Raw genomic sequence first — 19,633 nt, forward strand, 5'->3', positions numbered from 1 at the left:
CACAGGGATCCCGTCGGCGCCTCCCCCTGTCGCCCGCCGGCGAGCGCTGTGACAGTGGATGGATGCGCAATCCACTCCGCACTGTTCTGAACGACGACTCCCTCAGTGTTCTCACTCGGGGGTACGACTTCGGCGCGCACATCTGGCGCCGCACCCAGGCGGGGGCCCGAGCCGTGCCCATGCGGCTCCTCGGCAAAGAGGCCCTGCTGGTTCGCGGCGTGGACGGCGTCGAGGTCTTCTACGACAGCGAGCGGATAGCCCGCCATGGTGCGATGCCGGCGCTCGTGCAGGAGACGCTCTTCGGGCACGGCTCGGTGCACAGCCTCGACGGTGACGAGCATCGCCATCGCAAGAGCGCCTTCATCGACGTGGCGTACGAGGACGCACAGGTGGCACGACTGACGCCCCTCTTCGAGCGGGAGTGGCAGGTCGAACTCGACGCGTGGGCCGATGGCGGCGAGCGAACCGCCTACGACGCCGCGGTCGGTGCGTTCGGACGTGCGAGCATGCAGTGGGCCGGCCTTCCGGGTACGCCGGACGCGCAGACGCGCTGGGCGGCACGACTCGCGCAGATCGTCGACGGCTTCGGCGCGCCCTACTCCCCCGCCTACGTGATGGCCCAGCTGAACCGGCGCTGGTCGGATAACCACGCGCAGAAGCTGATCGAGGCCGCGAGGTCCGGGATGCTGCCCGCTGAAGCCGGGACGGCGCTGCACACCTGGTCGCATCACCGGGATCGCGAGGGTCAGCTGCTGCCCGCGCGTCTCGCCGGCATCGAGCTGCAGAACAGCATCCGACCGATGATCGCGGTCGCGCGCTTCGTCGCGTTCGCCGCCAAGGAGCTGCACGATCGGCCGGAGTGGCGTGAACGGATCGCGGCGGAGTCCGCCGAGCGCGGGGTGCTCACTGACGGGCCGCTTGCGACGGCGTTCGCCCAGGAGATCCGGAGGACGGCCCCCTTCGTCCCGATGCTCCCGGGCACGGCCCTCGTCGACATCGCGCTGGACGGCGAGCGGGTGAGCGCGGGTGGCCGGGTGGTGCTCGACATCCAGGCGACCAACACCGACGACCACGCGTGGGACCGCCCGGAGGAGTTCCGGCCCGAGCGCTTCGAAGGTGTCGAGGACTACGAGGCGCTGGCGGCATTCGTGCCCCATGGCGGTGCGACGGTGGCCCGGGGACATCGCTGCCCGGGCGAGAAGCTCGCGATCGCGGGCCTTGCGACCGCGATCGCGGCCCTCAGCGGCCCGCGAGTGACGATCCTCGGCTCCGGACTCGAGGTGAACCGTCGCCGCCTGCCCACCATGCCGGCCTCGGGCGGGCAGGTACGGGCCGCGTCGCGGACCCGGTGCCCGATCCACTGAGTCTCCGCGCCGGCGGCATTCTCGCTCCGCACTGTGGGCGTAGCCCGGGTTCGATGTCGGACCCCCTCGGCACAATGGGAGTATGACCAGCACCGCCGATCCCGCCGACGCAGCAGTCGCGCAGCTCGACGGGGTCGTGGCCGAGGTCGTGCTGATACGCGAGCAGATCGCGCGTCTCCAGGCGCGAGAAGCGAGGACTCTCGCACGTGCATCTCGTGTTGCTGCGGAATGGGCGGACGCCGGTACGACCGTCTCGGACGCCGAGCTCGCCCACCGGACGGTCGCCGCCGAGGTGGCGTCCGCGCTGCGCGTCTCCGACCGCACGGTGCAACGGCAACTCGCCGAGGCGGAACAGCTCGTGGCGGACTTTCCCGCGACCCTCGAGTCCCTCGAGAAGGGGCGGATCTCGCTCACTCATGCGCGGGTGATCGTCGATGCCGGCAGTCGCATCGACGAGCCGGAGCTTCGGGCGGAGTACCAGAACAGCGTGCTCGCCTATGCCGAGGCCGAGTCGGCGTCGAGGCTTCGGCCGATCGCTCGCCGCCGCGCGCAGTGGTTCCTCAACGAGACCATCCAGGTCCGCCACGCCGCTGCCGCGGCGCACCGCGCGGTACGCGTCATCGACCTGGATGACGGGATGTCCGAACTGCGAGCACCGCTGCCCTCCGTGCTGGCCCAGGGCATCCTCGACAGACTGACCCGAATGGGAAGAGAGGTCGCGGATGCCGAGGCGCAGACGATCCGCGATGCCAAGGTGACCGCGCGCGAGGCCGAGCGCGACGCCGATCGGTTGGCCAAGCTGATCGAGGTGCATGGCGCTGGCGCCGACGCTGACCTGCCGATGTCGACGGATGCCGAGCCGGCGTGCCGGGCGCAGGCTGACGAGGCTCGTGAGCGAGCCCGCACAGCCCGCGCGCACGCAGACCACCTCGTCGCAACCCGCCGCTCCCTCGATGAGATCCGCGCCGACATCCTCGCCGACCTGTTGCTGGCGAGCGACCCTCAGGGCCACGTCGGGCGGACGAAGACGGGTCTGGGCGCCATCGCCGCCTCCGTCCAGGTGACGGTGCCGGTCCTCTCCCTGCTGGACTCCCCCGTCGACGACCCGTTCGATGCGATCACCCTCACCGGGTACGGCCCCATCGACCCCGCCACGGCGCGCGAGCTCGCCGCAGGGGCGCCGGGTTGGGATCGCATCCTCACCCATCCGATCTCCAGCGCGGTGCTCGCGGTCGATCGATACAAGCCGACGAAGAAGATGCGTCGCCATCTCGCCGTGCGAGATCAGCACTGCCGTTTTCCCGGATGCCGGCAGCCCACCGCTCGGAGTGATGTCGACCATACGATCGACCACGCTCTCGGCGGGCCGACCGAGCACACGAACCTGGCACACCTCTGCCGACGACATCACGTGCTGAAACACCACTCGACGTGGTCCGTGAAGCAACTGAGCGGTGGCGTTCTGGAGTGGACGAGTCCGACCGGCCGCTGCTACCCCGACCACTCCGCCGCCGGGGTGCACTTCGCCACCGACGCCGAATTCGACCCGGCTCCGTTCTGACCCGGTGTGCGCACCCTCGACATGCCCTCCGTTCCGCTGCTGATCGCTAGGACGTCGAGGCTGAGCGGCACTCGGCTAGGCCGCAGGCCCGCCGTCGATGTCTGCGCGCCGTGCTTCGAGCCAGGCCGTGTGCGCTTTGAGTGCGTGGAGTACAGCCGACCGGACGACGACGTAAAGGGCGAGGAGCACGATGACGAGGCCGACCCCGTAGGTCAAGAGAAGAACGATCCAGCCGTTGACGTTCGCAAACATGCCTCCGACAGTATCGACGAAAGAGCATCGCCTGCTGCTCGTGCAGCCGCTCGAGTTCTGCCGATAGGGCACCGATCCGGTTCAGCACCCCGCGCTCACTCGTCGGCCAGTCGCTTGGCTGCTCTGGCAGAAGCCGCATCTGGCGCCCGCGGCGCAAAGTCGACTCGCGCGCGCTCCAGTGGTTGACAAGGCAGCGGTGTTGCAGTTGGCGGACGCGCATCGGGTATTCGAGCGTGCGGGTCATGCGTGCGACCGGCGCGCGGCGGTCGCGGTCGACGGCCCCGACGCATAACCGCGCGCGCAAAGCGACCGACTTTCGGTCGTGGGCTCGCCGCCGTCGAACTCTCGGCTAGATAGCCGGCGGCGCGCTGAGCCGAGACACAATGACGTTCGCAACCTGCTGCATCGACGCGCGGGCGTCCATTCGCAGGTGCACGTCACCCCACGGCTCGAACGACGCGCGACGAGTCCTCACGTCATCCCAGGTCGGCTCAAGAACGTTCGTAAGGTTTCGACGTCGACCTTCCAGCCGACGGCGATGTTCCACCTCGTCGTCCAAGACGAGGAGAACGAACATCAGCGGGACCCCCGCGCTGCCGGACGCGCGACGCCACGTATCGCGCGCGGGCTCGCTGTCGTTCACGGCATCGACCACGACGATGCGCCCCAGAGCCAAATTCTGCTCGGTCGCGGCGCGCACCGCTTCGTACGCGGCGACACCAGTCGTCCACGAACGCGGGAAGCCGGCGCCGAGAAGCGCATCCTCGACGGTGTCGATTGAAAGGTGGACCGCTTCGGTGTTGCGAGCAACCTCGGCGGCGACGGCAGTCTTGCCCGTGCCAGGCAGTCCGGAGATCACAACAAGCATGAAGCCCATTGTCCGACGTGGCGAACCGCATTGGCGGGCGAGGTTCCCGTCTATGGGCAGGAATCGAGGTATTCCGCGAACGGCTCTCCGGCGTACACGATGGCGTCGGCGACAGTCGTGAAGCCCCATCGTTGCCACGGTCCAAGGCATCCCCGTGCGAAGTCCACCCAAATCTCAGCATCTCGTTAAAGGTCGCCCGGCGCGTTGGATGCCACGCGCGTGAGGAAATCCCGCCAGACGCGGATGATCCAGTGCCGGTCATCATATGGAAGGCGAACATCGACGGCGGGTGTTCCGTAGTCAACGCCCACCAGATGCAAGCCGATAGGGTCAGCGCCGGAGAAATCGACGTCACTGAGTGCCCAGGAACCAGCCCCCTCTTCGACGCGGCGCGCACCGATGGTGAGGTTGGCGACGCGCCCGGCGAAGCGCACCCGGGTGAGATCGCACCGGCCGAGGTCGGTGGCGCCGAACTTCGCGCGACTCAGGTCGACGTCTATCAGCTCCACGTCGCCCATCTCGATGCGATGCCACCGCTATCGCGTGTGCCCGCCCACTCGCCGTCGCGCGCGGTGACCCGCTCCAGCATCGAATCGTGCGTCGCAGCCAACAGCTCCACCTGCTCACCTGCAGGCCCCGGAGATCCACGCGACCTTCCACACGGCCGAACGGACCTCTCAACGGGCCCCATCCGCACGCGCTCAGACGCGGTCGCCAGGTACGGCTCCCGTGCCAAGAGCGGTCAAGGACCGTGATGCGTGCGCTCAGGACCTGCCGGCGGGCGGCACAGCCGCTCAGCGGAGGTCCTGAGCGTGGACCCTATCGGTTGTACCCCGGCGTTCGAGCAGTTCGATCCCGTCCTCGAGATAGTTGACGGCGCCCTCGAAGTGAGCAGTCATCTCCACAATGTCGGCGGACATCACGGCCTGGAATCCGGCGTGATCCGACCCGCGCAGTCGCGCATCACTCACCTGCCATAACGCGTGGCGGCGGCCGTGTGCCAACCCGCTCCCGCGCTGCCAGTAGACGACGAGTGCCTCCTGGCGGTCGGCGCGACGTTTCACGTACGCCTCCGCCTCCTCCAAGCGCTCAGTGATCGACGGCGCTACCAGACTCACCCCAACGTTCGCCGCCCGCTTGTCGCGCTCAGCTTCTAGCTTCAGCAGGAGCGGATCAGTGAGGGCCAGGCCTCGGTGCTTCTGTCCAGATCGCGTCGCCTCCAGCCTGCGGTGGTCCTTCAACGACTCCCGCGAGAGCTGAAGGGCACGAAGCACTCGAATGTCACGAGTAGGGGGGCCCATCAACCAGAGCGCAACCCCTGCGCACTCGATGGCGTTACGCGTCAGGGAGTAACCCGCGAACGCAGGCAGAACTTCCGCCTTCACAACCACAGTTCGCAGCGCGTGTGCGTTGTCGGCAGCGACGGACAGGAGCCCCCTGGCCTGGTGGCTGACGGCATCGGTCAGCGATTCCTTGTCATCGCCCGCGAGCGCACTCCCCGGCAGCACCTTGAACTCGTTGAGTCGCGAGATCAACGGCTCAAGTCGTGCGTCCACGTCGAGAAAATAGTCCGCTGCGGCTTCCTTTCGGGAGTTGTTCTTGAACGCGTCGTCGGAGATGAGGGGCGGCACGGACCAACCGTAGCGGGCGGTCCACCCAGCGACGCTGAAGACCTACCCTCGCGAGCGTGCGAGTGCGGTGTGCTGCCGATCTGGGTGGATCGTGGCGTTGGCGGCGTGCGAACATCGGAACGAGCCCGTGCGTCGCCTGATGGGCGGCACAGGGTCGGCGAGCCCTACCATGGAGGCATGGCAGGGGCGCTGGACATTCAGCTCGCGGTGGATCCGCGCGGCGTCACCCCTCGTGCGTACACCACGGCGCTCAGCGAGCTGACTCGATCGCTCGAGGAGCTGGACCGACTGTCGGCGCCGAATCCGAAGGATCGGGTCGCCTGGTACGTCTTCGACACCCGTTGGGCGGACGTTGGGCCGCGCGTACGCATTCGCCCGGATGTGACGTCGGGCACGCGGTCGACCGATGAGCTGATGCGGCCGAGTCGCGCGCTCGTCAGCGGCGTACGTCAGCTCCGTTCGTCGACCGAGATCCCGCCTGACTTCACCGAGAGCGTCGTCTCGCGCGTCGTGAAGGTCGGCGCACTTACGAAGGCCCACGCTGGGGGTCTGCGAGGCGTGGACATCTCTGTCGACGCGGACTCCGCGCCGCCCACCGCGATCGATGCCGTCGTGGAGGAAAACGCGGAGCGCGCGATCGCGCCGAAGTCCTTCGCCTACGGCTCGATCGCTGGCCGGTTGGACCTCATCAGCGCGCGCGGCCGGTCGACCCGGATCGGACTGGTGCCCGACTGGGGCTCCCCAATCACGTGTGTCGTCACTGCGCTCGACCGCGACCTGTACCTCCGCGCGTTCGACCGGCAGGTGCTGGTGGAGGGAGTCGTACGCAGGAACGGCAACGGCCAGGTGATCCGCATCGACGCGGACTCCCTCACAGTGTTGGAACCTGTCAAACCCGCAACCCTGGCTGATCTGCGAGGCGCTCTGCAGCCCACCGATCAGACCATCGCCGAGTTCATCGAGGAGCAGCGTGGTCGCTGACATCAAGCCCCGCGTGTACGCCGACGCGGACGTCTTCCTGCATGTGCTTCTCGACCAGGAGCACGCCGAGATCTGCGGAAAGCTGCTCGCCGCGGCCGAGCGTGGAGACGTGCAGCTCGTCGCCTCCCGCCTCCTGCTCGTCGAGATCGCCGCGTACAAGGGCGACCGTCCCGGCAGGGAGCCGGCCGAGAAGCTGGTCGAGCGGTTCCTCGACACAACGGGTGCGCAATGGGTCGAGCTCGACGTCGTCGCCTCCCGCGAGGCAGTCCGCCTCTCGTGGGAACACAAGCTTCGAGGCGCTGACGCCGTCCATCTCGCGACCGCGATCCGACGATCCGCCGACTACTTCATGTCCTACGACAAGGCGTTCCCGTACGGCACCACCGTGGACGGCACGCGAGTCTTGAGGCCCGAGATCGTCTGGCAGCCCACCCTCGAAGACACTGCGGCGTAGTGCGCCTCGCGTTCTTCAGCGCCATGCACTCGTTTCCTCAGCGGGCGGCCAACGAGAGCGGCCCCGGGTTCGCGCAAGGGCGCCGCGTTCCTGTGCCGCCCGTGGGCGAATGGCACTCGCACGCGCACACCCCCTCCGAACCGCCTGTGGTCGTCGCGACCTGCTGAGGGAAGATCGTCAATAGGCGGCCCGATGAACGGCCGTCGTGCAGCCTTCCGTCGGATCCCCTAGCCCTCCCACGGTCGATCGTTGTGATCGAAGGCGGGATCAATTCCGCCACCCATGACCTGATCATCGCCTTCGCCTTCATCGCCGCGACGAAGGTCTTCGATCTGATCGGTCAGGATGCGCAGCACGCGGAGGATACGCTGAGTTTGTTGATCCGTGACGATAACGCCTTGCGTTCCCTGGGTGCGAGAGAGGTTCGCGTCGATCTCTTCGATCAGCTGCTTCGCATTGGCGATTGACTCTGCGTGACCCCATCGCGGGTTCAGGTTCTGTGATGCCATGACCAAACTCTATTCAGCCGGAAAGCACGAGCGACAGCGAAAACCGAACAGTATGGCACGGCATGCTCGGTCGACCATCAGGCGCCGCGGCCCGGGGGAAGTCGATCCCTGGTCCGCGCCGATACGCCAAGCGCGGACGAATTGCGCCCGCTCGCAGTCATATCGATAAGCACGCCAGGGTCCGCTGAGCGCGCATGGCCCGGACAGGGATCGCTTTGCTGCGACGGAGGGCGTCGATTCCGTCGGCTACTGCTCGGGTGATAGCGCAGCTTGCAGCGCCGCGATGCCATCTTCGTCGCCCTGTTCGATGAGGTGCTGAGCATCACGGATGCGCGCGGCGACGCTTGGCGGTGTGGACGACGACTCGAGTGCCCAGTACGCGCTGTCGAGCAACCCCCGCGCATAGAGGCTCAGGGCGAAGCCACCGTCATGGGGAATGATGTGCCTGAAGTTGGCGACTGCGTCGACTGCGGCGGCGAGCACCCTTGCCGCTGCGGGGTCACCCTCGCGCGCCAAGCCAAGTCCGCGATCGAGTTCGTCCGCCAGGTCACTGCGTGTCGAGGGCAGGCGGCGCAGTGCCTCAGCGCGGGAGATGACCCGGGGATCCGCCGACCCGCGACCTGAGACTTCAGGCATCGGTTCGATCATCGGAACTGCACAGTCTGCGCGCTGCGGAGGGTATCCACCGTCGCGTCATCGAGATCCACGCGGATCACCTCGACCCCCAGGTCGGTCAGCGCCTGCGTCAACCATGCCTTCGGCCGCTGCAGGTAGGACTCCACCGCTTCGTCGGCCACCGCGAGGATCAGCCTCTTGGCCTCAAGCTGCCTACCGATCCAGGTCAGCTTGAGTGCGTCGGTCGCGAGCTTCTTTGGCTGGCCACCACGGAGTGCTCCTTGGTGCGCATAGGCCTCGACGAGGATGGTCAGATCGTCGGTGGCGCCATCGAGTTCGACTCGGCCACCATTGCCCGTCGGAACCGAGGTCTTTGCGAGCGGCTGACCGAGTTGCGCGCTGAGCGCGGCGATGATCGTCACCTCGGCTTCTCGTTGGGCTCGCGAGTCTGAGGGATGTGCTCCGTCGATTGTCACAGCGACGAGCCTTCCACGCTCACCCGCCACACCGCACGCGACGCCCCCCGCAGTCGGACATCGCCCGCATGAGGATCCAACCCGGCTGCGGCTCTGCCGCGACGGTGGCACCGTCGGCTGCATGAACGGAATACTGATTGGCTACGCCAGGGTCTCCACCGCGGATCAAGACCTCACTTCGCAGCGGGACGCACTGTTGCGACTGGGAGTCCTCGATTCGAACATCTACGTCGATCACGGGCTGACCGGCACCAACCGGGCCAGGCCCGGGCTGCGCGAAGCGCTCGCCGCCGTCCGGGAAGGTGACTCGCTCGTCGTCACCAAACTCGACCGGCTCGCCCGATCGGTGCGGGACGCACGCGACATCGCCGACGAACTGACGACGAAAGGCGTCGCACTCAGTCTGGGCGGCAGCAGGTACGACCCCACAGACCCGGTGGGGAGGCTGCTTTTCAACGTGCTTGCCATGGTCGCCGAGTTCGAACGCGACCTGATCAGCATGCGCACGAAAGAAGGGATGGCGGTGGCACGTGCGAAGGGTCACCTGAAGGGCAAGCAGCCAAAGCTGTCGATCATGCAGCGAAAGCTCCTGTTCGACGTCCAGGACCGGGGCGAGTACACCCAGACCGAGATCGCCGAGCTGTTCAATGTGTCCCGCGCTACCGTCTACCGCGAACTGCAGCGCCGCCGCGTGGCATTCCTCGCCACATGCGAAGCACACATCTTCTGAGCCTGTGCGGTCGCGGCCAGGTCCCATACGCAACAGGGGCTACGCATGCGGGTCGGGTCAGGAGTCCGTGCGCATGAACCAGGGTGGACTCGACGCCGACGTCGCGCGGCTCTGGACGAGCTGAGGCTGCGTTTCGTCTCGCTTCGCTCGCTCAACGGCCCACTCTGTTGCCCAGTGGACCAAACGAAAAGGGCTCGAGATCCGGGTGATTCCGCGGTTCTCGAGCCCCCTTCTGTGACAGCGGTTGGTGGAGATGGGGGGAATCGAACCCCCGTCCATTGCTGAATCTCTGCGGTTTCTCCGGGCGCAGTCTGTGCAAACGTTCTGCTCGGCCCCGACCCTTGTCACAGACACCTGAGTCGACGAGCCCAGCCTGGGAAGAGTCCCGCGCGGCGTCCAGACGCCACCGCGCAGCAAGATCCCTAGATGACGCCAGGACCCGTGTCGGGATCACACACGGACTGACGGACTATCGGCCTCGCTTACGCAGCGAGGGCGAAGTCAGACTGCTTCTTTTCGGCAGTTATTGGTTTGCAGGGGGCGTTAACGAGATAACCCCGCATCCTCGGCCCGCTTCACGCAGATAGGCAGGCAATGTCGAAACCGATCATCCCCGTGAACCTCTCGCGAGGTGTTCCTTCTGCTGAAGGGCCGCTGTCACACTGTGGAATTGCCAAGTCCGGACACCGAAGCATCCGAGCACACCAGACTACAACGGATGCCGCCTGCCCGCCATTCCCGCTCAGGCGAAGTCCAGCTCTCCCCGCACGATCGAATCGCCCGAATGCGTCGGGTCGCCATCCTGCGGCTCCTGTGAGATGTCGACCAGCACGTAGTCGCGAAGATCGACGTCCTCCGGAACGGCGAACTCGCCCTCGGACCCCTCGAGGATGCCGAGACTGACGATCGCCGTCGCGTCGGCTGTGATGAGCCAGACTTCTCGGAAGCCGTCGGTCGGCTCGTCGTCGTCGAGCTCGACGCGCACCAGCTTCTCGCCGTCCTCACCCTCGACGACGACCGCCGAGCCTTCTGCGCCGGGGTGGTCCGGGAAGGCGAGCAGGCTTGCGGACGCGACCTCGACGACCTCGGCAGGACGCACGAGGGCCCAGGTGCCGACGACCGCGAGAATCACGGCGGCGCTGGCGGCCAGGGTGAACAGCATCTTCGAGAGCGTGCGGCGCGGGGATGCGTCCCGCTTCGTGTCGGCACCGCCGTCCGATCGACCGGTGTCCGCAACAGGCGCGCTGTCGACAGCGGCCACGGGGACGCCGGCTTCGTCGATCTCGGCGACGATGCGATCCCAGACGCGATCGGGGGGCGTCTCCAGCCCGCCCATGCCCAGGGTGGACTTTCCGACGAGCACCGTGCGACGCAGCTCCGCCAGCTCGAGCGAGCAGTCGGCGCACGCGGCGAGGTGCGCCGTGTCATCGTCGCTCGCGGGCTCACCGAGGGCGATCAGAGCGATCTGCTCGGGGTCAAGGTGCGACATGGCTCACCTCCAATCGGCTGCGCAATCTGGACAGACTTCTTCGGATATGACTCTTCACCGTACCCAGCGGCATCCCGAGACGGTCCGATATCTGCTGATGTGTCAGATCGTCGTAGAACGCCAGGCGCACGACGTCCCGTGCGTCGGGCTCGAGGCGCTCCACCTCGTCGGCCATCAGGAGCCGATCCGCGAGATCCACATCCGAGTGGACCAGCTCGTCGGTGCCTGAGACCCGCACGAGCTCCTCCTGCAGCGCCCGCACCTTCGCCCGCGCCTCGTGGGTGTCGGCGATGCGGCGGCGGGCGATCGCAACGAGCCAGGTCGAGAGCTTGGCCTTCGCCGGATCGTAGGACGCGCGGGACGTCCAGGCCGAGACGAACACCTTCTGCGTCACGTCCTCAGCGTCACCCCGGTCGCCCAGCGACCGCAGCGCCAGGGTGAAGATCAGGGGCGACCAGCGCCGGTACACATCGGCCAGCGCGCGTTCATCGCCTTGGCGGAAGCGGTCGGCGAGAGCCGCTTCGTCCGGTTCATCCACGCGAGACTCTCCTCTGATCATCACGTCGGTCATCACCGGCGGCCTTCGGGAGAGGCGACGGCGACGACGTTGTCGGCGTAGCGGCCGGTCGAGCTGTCGAACTCTCCCCCGCAGGTGATGATGACCAGTTTGTCGGTACCGGAGCGCGCGAACACCTCATTGACCGGAAGTTCTTCCTTCGGGTAGTACGTGACGGAGTCGATCGTGTATCGGTGCGTCGTCCCCGCATCGTCGACGACGGTGACCGTCTCCCCGCCCGAGAGCTCCCGCAGTCGGCTCAGCGGTCCGATGGGATAGTCGGGCGCGTCGACATGCGCCGAGATGACGATGTTCCCGTCGTCGCTCGTGGGATCCGCGCCGAAGCGATACCACCCGCCCACCGCGGGATCCTTGTTCAGCTCCATGAAGCCCCCCTCCTCCACCCCGACGGGGGTGACGGGGATGTCCACGGCGATCGCGTCGAGGGTCAGCCGCACCGGGGGCACGGACTGCCGCGGCGGCGCTGGGGTCGCCGCCGCGACAGGAACCTCGACCCCAGGAGTAGGTCGAGGTGTCGTCGGACTCGCTGAGGGGGTCCGCTCCGCGGTCTCGGGTGCGGCCACGGGCTGACCACCGCACCCGGACAGGGCGAGGACGATCAGCCCGGCGGTGGCCGCCAGGGTGATCGTCCTCGCCGACATGTGATGCCTCAGCGGTTCGCGCGGGCGCGGGCCACGACGACGCCGGTGGTGGCGGCGGCAGCCAGCAGGGCGAACCCGCCGACCAGCACCATCGCCTGCATCATCGCGTCACGCTCGGCCAGCTGGCCGCCGGTGCCGGAGTTCACGCCCTCAGGGGCGGAGTGCAGGCCGTCGATCGTCTGCACGGCGATGTCGAGGTTGTCGTCCTCGAGGCTGCCCCACGCGTAGACGATCGTGAGCACGCCCTCCTGGACCTCGACCGGTGCCGGTCCGATGACCGGGTCGGTCGTGCCGGCAGCGGCCACCGAGGCCTCGATGGTGCCGGCGGCGAGGTCGAGGCTCGCCTCATCCGGGTTCGCGAGACCCTCGATCACGGCGTCGCCTCCGGCGAGCACGTCGACGGCGGGTGCGGCCGCGGTGTGGCGGACGGTGAGGCGACCCTCGCCGGCTGCTGTCTCGGAGATGTCGTTGACGAAGGGGGTGACGGTCGGCTCACCGGCCTCGTTGAGGTGCGCCACGGCGGTGTAGCTGGTGTTCGCCTCGAGGGTCACCGAGATCGGGCCGAGGACCGGCTCGCTGGCGTCAGCGGCGTCGGGGGCCGTCAGGACGACTTCGTAGTCGCCCGCGGCGAGGTCGAGAGGACCGGCCAGGTCGCCGGGCTGGAAGTCGTCGAGCGTGAGCTCGCCGTTCACGTAGACGTCGACGGGGGTGTCGGGAATGCCGTGCAGGACCGAGAGGTCGGCGGTGGTGTCCGAGATGGCGTAGGCCGGGGTGATCAGGCCGAGAGCGGCGACGGCGCCGACGACCACGCCCGTGATGGTCTTTCGCATGATGTTCCTCCAGATTCGAGCGACCCTGCGTCGCCCGTCGGATGGGTATTCCTGGGGGTGGCCGGGTTTGGATGCAGCGGAATGGAAATTCCCTCCTCGTCATCCGTGGCCCGACGCGTACGATCGCGAGTATGAACGACGTCGTCATCACGGTTCGCGGTGAGCACGAGACCTCGCTGCCCCCAGAACGGGCCGTCGTGCACCTGAGCGTCACGGTGGAGGGACGCGACCGCAGCACGGTCGTCGAGCGCATCGCCGCACTCAGCACCCCGGTCCGCGAAGACCTCGCCGCCCGACAGGCCGCCGGCGAGCTCTCCGAGTGGTCGAGCCAGCGGGTCTCGGTGTGGGCGGAGCGCCCCTGGCACCCCGAGGGCAAGCGCCTTGCCCCCGTTCATCACGCCACTGTCGAGATGACGGCGACGTTCACCGACGTCACCGCCATGTCGATGTGGGCGGGCGATGCCGCCGAGCGCGACGGCGTGCAGATCAGCCATGTCGACTGGCAGCTCACGCCCGAGACGCGTTCGCGGGTCGAACAGGAAGTGGCCACGGCGGCCGTCTCGGTCGCCGTGGAGCGCGCCACCGCCTATGCCCGTGCGTTGGGACGGATGGACGTCGCACCGCTCGAGATCGCGGACGTCGGCTTGCTGAGCAACCCCGACGCGGCGACGAAGCAGAGTGGCGCGATGATGGCCCGCATGGCATTCGACGGCGCGCCCGCAGGGGGCGGGGGCGGCCTGCAGTTCCAGCCGCAGGACCTGAGCGTCACCGCCGCCGTGGAAGCACGGTTCAGCGCGCGCTGACGTCGCCGGATCGGCGGACCGGATGCCGCGGCATCCGCTCTGTCAATCGCCCAGCCGATTGCGGCTGCGCATCGCCCGCTCGGCTTCGCGCTTGTCCTGCCGCTCGCGCAGCGTCTGGCGCTTGTCGTACTCCGCCTTGCCCTTGGCCACGGCGATCTCGATCTTCGCGCGACCATCCGAGAAGTACAGCTTCAGCGGGATCAGCGTGTAGCCGCCCGCCGAGATGGCGTGGCTGAGCTTGATGATCTCGTCCTTGTGCAGCAGCAGCTTCCGGACGCGCTTGGTGGAGTGGTTGGTCCAGTGCCCCTGCGAGTACTCGGGGATGTGCACGGCGTCGAGGAAGGCCTCGCCGCCGTCGATGTACGCGTAGCCGTCGCTCAGATTCGCGCGCCCCTGCCGCAGCGACTTCACCTCGGTGCCGGTGAGGACGAGTCCCGCCTCGTAGGTCTTCTCGATGGTGTACTCGTGTCGCGCGCGACGGTTGGTCGCGATGACCTTCTCACCGCGTTCCCTGGGCATGTCGTCTCCTCGATGGCGCCTGCGCGCGTGGCTGGTGTGCCATGCGGGCGCACGGCAGCCTGTCAGTCTAACCGCGAACGATCAGGCACGCAGCCAGCGACGGATCGCGAAGCCCGCCGACAGCGCCGCCAGGAGCGCGCCGATGCCGAAGAGCACCGGTATCACCAGCCACGCGTCGTCGATCCCGACCCACGTCGTGACGAAGTCGACGCGACGTCGCAGATAGCCGTCGACACCGAAATGGATGCCGGCGATGACGGCCCCGCTGGCCAGCACCGAACCGAGGAGCGCCGCGAACACCCCTTCGAGGATGAACGGTGTCTGGATGAAGCGGTTCGACGCCCCGACCAGCCTCATGATGCCGAGCTCGCGTCTTCGGGCGTACGCCGAGAGCCGGATGGTCGTCGCGATCAGCAGGACGGCGGCGATCAGCATCAGGACGGCGATTCCGACGGCGATGTAGGTGGCGACGGTGAGGGCCGAGAACAGCGGCTCGAGATACTGCAGCTGATCTTCGACGCCCTCGATCCCCTGAGTTCCGCTGAAGGCCTCGATGAGCACGTCGGACTGCCGCTGATCGACCAGGTTGATCCAGAACGTCTCGGGGAGCTGTTCTGGGGTGATCACGCTGGCGTACTCCTCCCCCAGCAGGTCGATGACGTTCTGGTACGCCTCATCCTGATCTTCGAAGCGCACGTCGCGGATGAGAGGCGCCAACGCCGGTCCGTCGAGCTTGGCCTGCACCTCGGTGAGCTGCTCCGGGGTCGCCGCACCCTCGGTGCAGGTGGGCTCCTGCGAGATCTCAGTGCACATGAACACCGCCACCTGGGCGCGATCGACCCAGTAATCGCGCATGGTGCCGATCTGCATCTGCATCAGGATGGCAGCGCCGACGAAGGTCAGCGAGACGAATGTCACCAGCACGACCGAGATGACCATCGAGGCGTTGCGGCGAAGGCCGGTGAACGCCTCGCCGAGGATCAGTCCGACCCTCACGTCGTCGGTCCGACTTCGTTCTCGGGCTCCGAGCCGCCGAGCCCGAGGCGATCCGCCAGACCCAGCTCCGAGACCTCGACCTCGGCGATGTCCGCGATCGGGATGGGCTGCGTGGGCGCCTTCGCCGCTCCGACTGCGGAGTCTGCCGACGCGGCGGGCTCGGGATCGGGCGCGGCCTGTGCGGCGGCATCCGTCGGTCGGATCTCGGCGTTCGCGGCGTCGGTTTCCGCGTCACGCTCCGGCGTGATCTCGGCGGGGGCGGCCGCGGCGGCCAGGGCGACCTCGCGCTGAACCTCGAGCACCGCCGTCAGCGCCGCGACGGCGGCGGCACCGCGCTCGGGCGGCGGAGCGAGACTCGGCAGGCTCGACGTGTCGCCGTAGCCGCCGTGCCTCTCGTCGCGGATGAGCTCGCCGCCGCGCAGCTCGATGACCCGGCGCTGCATCTGGTCGACGAAGCCTTTCTCGTGGGTTGCCATCACGACCGTCGTCCCACCGGCGTTGATGCGGGCGAGCAGCTGCATGATGTCGACCGATGTCGCGGGATCGAGGTTTCCCGTCGGCTCGTCCGCGAGAAGGACCTGCGGCCGATTGACCAGAGCGCGGGCGATCGCGACGCGCTGCTGCTCACCACCCGAGAGCTCGTGCGGAAAACGGCGCTCCTTGTTGTCGAGACCGACGAGCGAAAGCACTTCGGGCACCGCCTGACGGATGAACCCGCGGGACGAGCCGATGACCTGGAGGGTGAACGCGACGTTCTGGAACACCGTCTTGTTCGGCAGCAGCCGGAAGTCCTGGAACACCGCGCCGATGTGCCGGCGGAAGTACGGGACCTTGCGGTTGGACAGGTTGCGGAGGTCACGACCGAGGACCACGACGCGCCCCTCGGAGGGTGTCTCCTCGCGCAGGATGAGACGCAGGCACGAGGACTTGCCCGAGCCGGACGCGCCGACGAGGAACACGAACTCACCGCGCAGCACCTCGAAGTCGACCTGGTTCAGGGCCGGGTTGGCGGTGCCGCGGAAGCGCTTCGTGACGTTTTCGAACCGGATCATGGCTCAGCAAGCCTAAGCGGAGCAGGCGTGAGGGCGATCTGCGACACCCGAGGGCCCGGCATCCGCGCGCGGCGGACGGCTCAGTCGTCGTCCTTGCGCTTGCGCCACCGGATGCCGGCGGCGATGAAGCCGTCGAGGTCGCCGTCGAACACGGTCGCGGGGTTGCCGACCTCGTGCCCGGTGCGAAGATCCTTCACGAGCTGCTGTCCGTAGAGGAAGTACGACCGCATCTGGTCGCCCCAGCTGGCGGTGATGACGCCGGCCAGCTCCTTCTTCTTCGCCGCCTCCTCCTCGCGCTTGAGCAGCAGCAGTCGCGTCTGCAGCACCCGCATGGCGGCTGCGCGGTTCTGGATCTGCGACTTCTCGTTCTGCATCGACACGACGATGCCGGTCGGCAGGTGGGTGAGGCGGACGGCGGAGTCGGTGGTGTTGACCGACTGGCCGCCGGGACCCGACGAGCGGAAAACGTCGACGCGAAGATCACCCTCGGGAATGTCGACCTCGACGGCCTCCTCCATCACCGGGATCACCTCGACGGCGGCGAAGCTGGTCTGGCGCTTGTCGGCCGACCCGAACGGGCTGATGCGGGCGAGGCGGTGGGTGCCGGCCTCGACCGAGAGCGTGCCGTACGCGTAGGGGGCGTCGACCTCGAAGGTCGCGGACTTGATGCCGGCACCTTCGGCGTAGGAGGTGTCCATGACCTTGACGGAGTACTTGTGACGCTCGGCCCACCGCAGGTACATGCGCAGCAGCATCTCGGCGAAGTCGGTCGCGTCGTCGCCACCGGCGCCGGAGCGGATCGTGACGACCGCGGAGCGATCGTCGAACTCGCCGTCCAGCAGCGTCTGGACCTCGAGCTGGCCGATGACATCCTCGAGCTCGGCGAGCTCTTTGCGGGCCTCGTCGGCGGAGTCCTCGTCGTCCATCTCGATCGCAAGCTCGACCAGCACCTCGAGGTCATCCAGCCGCTGCTCGATCTCGCTGATGCGCTTGAACTCCGACTGCCGGTGGCTGAGGGCGCTGGTGACCTTCTGCGCCTTCTCGACGTCATCCCACAGGTCTGGTGCGCCGGCCTCCTCGCTGAGGCGGGCGATCTCGGCTTTGAGCGCGTCGACGTCCACCACCGCCTGGATGTCGGAGAAGGTGGAACGGAGGGCCTGGATGTCGGCAGACAGATCGAGCTCGAGCATGACACTCCACAGTAACGTGGATGCACGTGGCCGATCGCTCTCTTCGCGCTCGGGACGTGCTGTGGGGTTTCGGACCCATGGTCTACGCCCCCACGCTGCTCTTCGCCCTCGGCGAGGGCGCGGTCATCCCCCTCATCCCGGTGATCGCCGACAAGCTCGGCGCGGACGTCGCCCTCGCCGCGCTCGTGGCTGCGGCGCTCGTCGTCGGCCAGCTCTGCGGAAACCTGCCGGCGGGGTGGGCGGTCGCCCGGTTCGGCGAGCGCGTCACGATGGCGGTGGCGGGCCTGGTGTCCCTGGCCGGCGTGACCGCGATGGCGCTGGCGGACTCGCTCGCGATCGTCACCGCCGCCGTCTTCGTCATCGGGTTCTGCGCGGCGGCCTTCGGGCTCGCCCGCCACTCCTTCATGACCACCCGGGTGGCCTTCGCCTACCGGGCGCGCGCACTGTCACTGCTCGGGGGAACCTTTCGACTGGGCATGTTCATCGGTCCGTTCGTCGCCGCGGGGCTGCTGTTCGCGACCGGTGATGAGCGCGGCGCGATCTGGTTCTTCGGCGGCTGTCTGATCGCCACGGTCCTGCTGGTGACTCTCGGCCCCGACCCGGAACGGCGGTTCGCTCCCGTCGCGGACGACGGGCGCGGCGGCTCCGACGACTCCTCCGCGATGGCCGACACCGGCGAAGCCGTGACCGGTTCGGTGCCGACGGTGCGGCGCCCGGGCGTCTTCGCCACGATGCGCCGCCACGGCTCGGTGCTCGCGCGGCTCGGCGTCGCGGCGGCGAGCCTGTCGGCGGTGCGCTCGGCGCGTCAGGTGGTGCTCCCCCTCTGGGGGCTGTCGATCGGGCTCGACGCGCAGACGATCGCGCTGGTCGTGGGGATCTCGGGCGCCCTCGACTTCGCCCTCTTCTACGCCAGCGGCCAGGTCATGGACCGGTTCGGGCGACTGTGGGCCGCGCTGCCGGCGATGGCGCTCATGGGGGCCGGGTTCGTCGCCCTGTCGTTCACCCACGACCTCGATCAGGCCGCCATGTGGTTCGCGATGTTCGCCGCGGTGCTCGGCGTCGGAAACGGCCTGTCCAGCGGCATCCTGCTCACCCTCGGCGCCGATGTGGCGCCAAGGGACGACCCCGCGCCGTTCCTGGGCTCGTGGCGCACGCTCACCGACGCCGGCGGCGCGCTCTCACCGCTGCTCGTCTCTGCGATCGCCGGTGCGGCGTCGCTGTCTGTGGCCTCGGGCGTCATGGGCGCGATCGGCCTGGCCGGCGCGTATGCATTCGTGCGGTGGGTGCCGCGCTTCGTCCCGGGGGTCCGCCCGTGAGCGACGAGATCGTGCAGTTCTGCCGCAGTCGACGGCAGGCCCGTCGCTGCACCCGGCGGCTCGGGCACCCCGGGCTGCATCGTCACCGGAGCGTGATGTGGTCGGATGCCGGCGCCGACGCGCCTCGCTGCTCCGGCTCGGGGGAACCGGGCTCGCCCGCGGCGCCTTTACTCGACGGCTGGCCGCACGGGCGCGCCATGTGCGATCGCTGTCACGACTTCGTCGAGTTGACCGCCGAGGGACGCCTGGTCGCGCACGACGCCGACAGCCGGCATCCGGATGACGAGCTGCGCCGCCGGCAGGAGTGGTTCAACACGGTCGGATGGTGACCCGGGGAGGGCTTTGTCCGTCAGTCGGTGACGATCGGCAGACCCGTGGCCGAGGCGGCGCTGTCGATGCCGCCCGCGTTCGTCACGTCGTCGAAGCCGGCGGCCTCCATCGTCGCCACCGCCTGAGCCGATCGGCTGCCGGTGCGGCAGTAGACGACGTACTCGGCCTCGGGGTCGTACTCCGCGATCTCGGATTCGAAGCGACCGGACTGCAGATTCACGTTCACCGCGCCGTCGAGGTGCCCGGCGGAGTACTCCTCGGCGGTGCGCACGTCGACGACGATGGTCTGCTCCGTCACCTCGATCGCGGTCGCCTGCGGACTCGCGGTGCACGAGACCAGCCCGCCGGCGACGAGGGCCAGGGCGAGGAGGGCGGTGAGAGAGTGCCGGATGCGCATCGGTGAGACCTTTCGTTCGATTCGCCTCAAGTATACCCCCTGGGGTATAGTG

General features: G+C 68.2%; 24 protein-coding genes and 1 other RNA gene. 8 read left to right on the forward strand and 17 right to left on the reverse strand.

The features are described 5' to 3' along the window. Positions 1–62: 62 nt before the first annotated feature. Together NFR93_RS03850 and NFR93_RS03855 are read left to right on the forward strand one after the other, a co-directional pair. A complete protein-coding gene (locus NFR93_RS03850; RefSeq protein ID WP_251450146.1) occupies positions 63–1,364 on the forward strand; it encodes a cytochrome P450 in 1,302 nt (433 codons plus the stop codon). An 82-nt stretch (positions 1,365–1,446) separates the two neighbouring features. Then, positions 1,447–2,925 (forward strand): HNH endonuclease signature motif containing protein, encoded by a 1,479-nt coding sequence (locus tag NFR93_RS03855; protein ID WP_251450147.1) that lies wholly within the window; start codon positions 1,447–1,449, stop codon positions 2,923–2,925. A gap of 75 nt (positions 2,926–3,000) precedes the next feature. Here the strand turns inward: NFR93_RS03855 and NFR93_RS03860 are convergent, their stop codons facing one another. The 4 genes from NFR93_RS03860 to NFR93_RS03875 all read right to left on the reverse strand — a co-directional run bounded on the left by NFR93_RS03860 (position 3,001) and on the right by NFR93_RS03875 (position 5,676). Beyond that, the gene (locus NFR93_RS03860) at positions 3,001–3,177 is read right to left on the reverse strand and encodes a hypothetical protein (RefSeq protein WP_251450148.1); all 177 of its coding nucleotides are present in this window, start codon (positions 3,175–3,177) and stop codon (positions 3,001–3,003) included. Positions 3,178–3,526: 349 nt separating this feature from the next. Beyond that, positions 3,527–4,045 (reverse strand): P-loop nucleotide/nucleoside kinase family protein, encoded by a 519-nt coding sequence (locus NFR93_RS03865; protein WP_251450149.1) that lies wholly within the window; start codon positions 4,043–4,045, stop codon positions 3,527–3,529. A gap of 185 nt (positions 4,046–4,230) precedes the next feature. Next, positions 4,231–4,563, reverse strand: coding sequence for a pentapeptide repeat-containing protein (locus tag NFR93_RS03870; RefSeq protein WP_251450151.1), 333 nt, complete (start codon positions 4,561–4,563; stop codon positions 4,231–4,233). A 276-nt stretch (positions 4,564–4,839) separates the two neighbouring features. Then, positions 4,840–5,676 (reverse strand): hypothetical protein, encoded by an 837-nt coding sequence (locus NFR93_RS03875; protein ID WP_251450152.1) that lies wholly within the window; start codon positions 5,674–5,676, stop codon positions 4,840–4,842. A 69-nt stretch (positions 5,677–5,745) separates the two neighbouring features. Between NFR93_RS03875 and NFR93_RS03880 the strand changes: the two genes are divergently transcribed. Then, positions 5,746–6,657, forward strand: coding sequence for a hypothetical protein (locus NFR93_RS03880; RefSeq protein WP_251450153.1), 912 nt, complete (start codon positions 5,746–5,748; stop codon positions 6,655–6,657). Then, positions 6,647–7,111, forward strand: a complete 465-nt coding sequence (locus tag NFR93_RS03885) for a type II toxin-antitoxin system VapC family toxin (RefSeq protein WP_251450154.1) — start codon at positions 6,647–6,649, stop codon at positions 7,109–7,111. Before NFR93_RS03880 ends, NFR93_RS03885 begins: the two co-directional genes overlap by 11 nt. Before the next feature lie 227 nt (positions 7,112–7,338). Here NFR93_RS03885 and NFR93_RS03890 read toward each other — a convergent pair whose 3' ends face one another. The 3 genes from NFR93_RS03890 to NFR93_RS03900 form a co-directional block, all read right to left on the reverse strand. Then, on the reverse strand, positions 7,339–7,620 hold the full coding sequence (locus NFR93_RS03890) for a hypothetical protein (RefSeq protein WP_251450155.1): 282 nt from the start codon (positions 7,618–7,620) through the stop codon (positions 7,339–7,341). 246 nt (positions 7,621–7,866) lie between these two features. Continuing rightward, entirely contained in the window at positions 7,867–8,268 is a 402-nt protein-coding gene (locus NFR93_RS03895; RefSeq protein ID WP_251450156.1) for a hypothetical protein, read from the reverse strand. Next, complete coding sequence (locus tag NFR93_RS03900; RefSeq protein WP_251450157.1) at positions 8,265–8,657, reverse strand: hypothetical protein; 393 nt, start codon at positions 8,655–8,657, stop codon at positions 8,265–8,267. Before NFR93_RS03900 ends, NFR93_RS03895 begins: the two co-directional genes overlap by 4 nt. A gap of 175 nt (positions 8,658–8,832) precedes the next feature. On the opposite strand from NFR93_RS03900, the gene NFR93_RS03905 reads away from it, so the two are divergent. Then, positions 8,833–9,441, forward strand: coding sequence for a recombinase family protein (locus NFR93_RS03905; RefSeq protein WP_251450158.1), 609 nt, complete (start codon positions 8,833–8,835; stop codon positions 9,439–9,441). 245 nt (positions 9,442–9,686) lie between these two features. Here the strand turns inward: NFR93_RS03905 and ssrA are convergent. From ssrA to NFR93_RS03930, 5 genes are all read right to left on the reverse strand, one after another. Next, positions 9,687–10,056: a transfer-messenger RNA gene (gene ssrA, locus NFR93_RS03910) on the reverse strand. A gap of 127 nt (positions 10,057–10,183) precedes the next feature. Then, entirely contained in the window at positions 10,184–10,930 is a 747-nt protein-coding gene (locus NFR93_RS03915) for an anti-sigma factor (RefSeq protein ID WP_251450161.1), read from the reverse strand. Then, the gene (locus tag NFR93_RS03920) at positions 10,917–11,501 is read right to left on the reverse strand and encodes an RNA polymerase sigma factor (protein ID WP_251450163.1); all 585 of its coding nucleotides are present in this window, start codon (positions 11,499–11,501) and stop codon (positions 10,917–10,919) included. Before NFR93_RS03920 ends, NFR93_RS03915 begins: the two co-directional genes overlap by 14 nt. Then, complete coding sequence (locus NFR93_RS03925) at positions 11,501–12,148, reverse strand: class F sortase (RefSeq protein WP_251450166.1); 648 nt, start codon at positions 12,146–12,148, stop codon at positions 11,501–11,503. The genes NFR93_RS03920 and NFR93_RS03925 overlap by 1 nt, the downstream gene beginning before the upstream one ends. Positions 12,149–12,156: 8 nt before the next feature. Beyond that, a complete protein-coding gene (locus NFR93_RS03930) occupies positions 12,157–12,978 on the reverse strand; it encodes a DUF4397 domain-containing protein (RefSeq protein WP_251450168.1) in 822 nt (273 codons plus the stop codon). 131 nt (positions 12,979–13,109) lie between these two features. On the opposite strand from NFR93_RS03930, the gene NFR93_RS03935 reads away from it, so the two are divergent. Next, a complete protein-coding gene (locus NFR93_RS03935; RefSeq protein ID WP_251450171.1) occupies positions 13,110–13,781 on the forward strand; it encodes an SIMPL domain-containing protein in 672 nt (223 codons plus the stop codon). Positions 13,782–13,823: 42 nt separating this feature from the next. Here the strand turns inward: NFR93_RS03935 and smpB are convergent, their stop codons facing one another. From smpB to prfB, 4 genes are all read right to left on the reverse strand, one after another. Continuing rightward, positions 13,824–14,300 (reverse strand): SsrA-binding protein SmpB, encoded by a 477-nt coding sequence (smpB, locus tag NFR93_RS03940; RefSeq protein WP_251450173.1) that lies wholly within the window; start codon positions 14,298–14,300, stop codon positions 13,824–13,826. Between the two features lie 81 nt (positions 14,301–14,381). Then, positions 14,382–15,296: a permease-like cell division protein FtsX gene (ftsX, locus tag NFR93_RS03945; protein WP_251450175.1), complete on the reverse strand. Its 915-nt coding sequence runs from the start codon at positions 15,294–15,296 to the stop codon at positions 14,382–14,384. After that, on the reverse strand, positions 15,293–16,348 hold the full coding sequence (ftsE, locus tag NFR93_RS03950) for a cell division ATP-binding protein FtsE (RefSeq protein ID WP_251450177.1): 1,056 nt from the start codon (positions 16,346–16,348) through the stop codon (positions 15,293–15,295). Before ftsE ends, ftsX begins: the two co-directional genes overlap by 4 nt. A gap of 80 nt (positions 16,349–16,428) precedes the next feature. After that, positions 16,429–17,538: a peptide chain release factor 2 gene (prfB, locus tag NFR93_RS03955; protein WP_251450179.1), complete on the reverse strand. Its 1,110-nt coding sequence runs from the start codon at positions 17,536–17,538 to the stop codon at positions 16,429–16,431. Positions 17,539–17,558: 20 nt separating this feature from the next. Between prfB and NFR93_RS03960 the strand changes: the two genes are divergently transcribed. Further along, positions 17,559–18,854, forward strand: a complete 1,296-nt coding sequence (locus NFR93_RS03960; RefSeq protein WP_251450181.1) for an MFS transporter — start codon at positions 17,559–17,561, stop codon at positions 18,852–18,854. Beyond that, the gene (locus NFR93_RS03965; RefSeq protein WP_251450183.1) at positions 18,851–19,183 is read left to right on the forward strand and encodes a hypothetical protein; all 333 of its coding nucleotides are present in this window, start codon (positions 18,851–18,853) and stop codon (positions 19,181–19,183) included. Before NFR93_RS03960 ends, NFR93_RS03965 begins: the two co-directional genes overlap by 4 nt. Before the next feature lie 20 nt (positions 19,184–19,203). Here the strand turns inward: NFR93_RS03965 and NFR93_RS03970 are convergent, their stop codons facing one another. Further along, the gene (locus tag NFR93_RS03970; protein ID WP_251450185.1) at positions 19,204–19,581 is read right to left on the reverse strand and encodes a rhodanese-like domain-containing protein; all 378 of its coding nucleotides are present in this window, start codon (positions 19,579–19,581) and stop codon (positions 19,204–19,206) included. Positions 19,582–19,633 lie beyond the last annotated feature (52 nt).

The sequence above is a fragment of the Microbacterium sp. Marseille-Q6648 genome (assembly GCF_943181415.1).
In the GTDB taxonomy this organism is placed as follows: domain Bacteria; phylum Actinomycetota; class Actinomycetes; order Actinomycetales; family Microbacteriaceae; genus Microbacterium.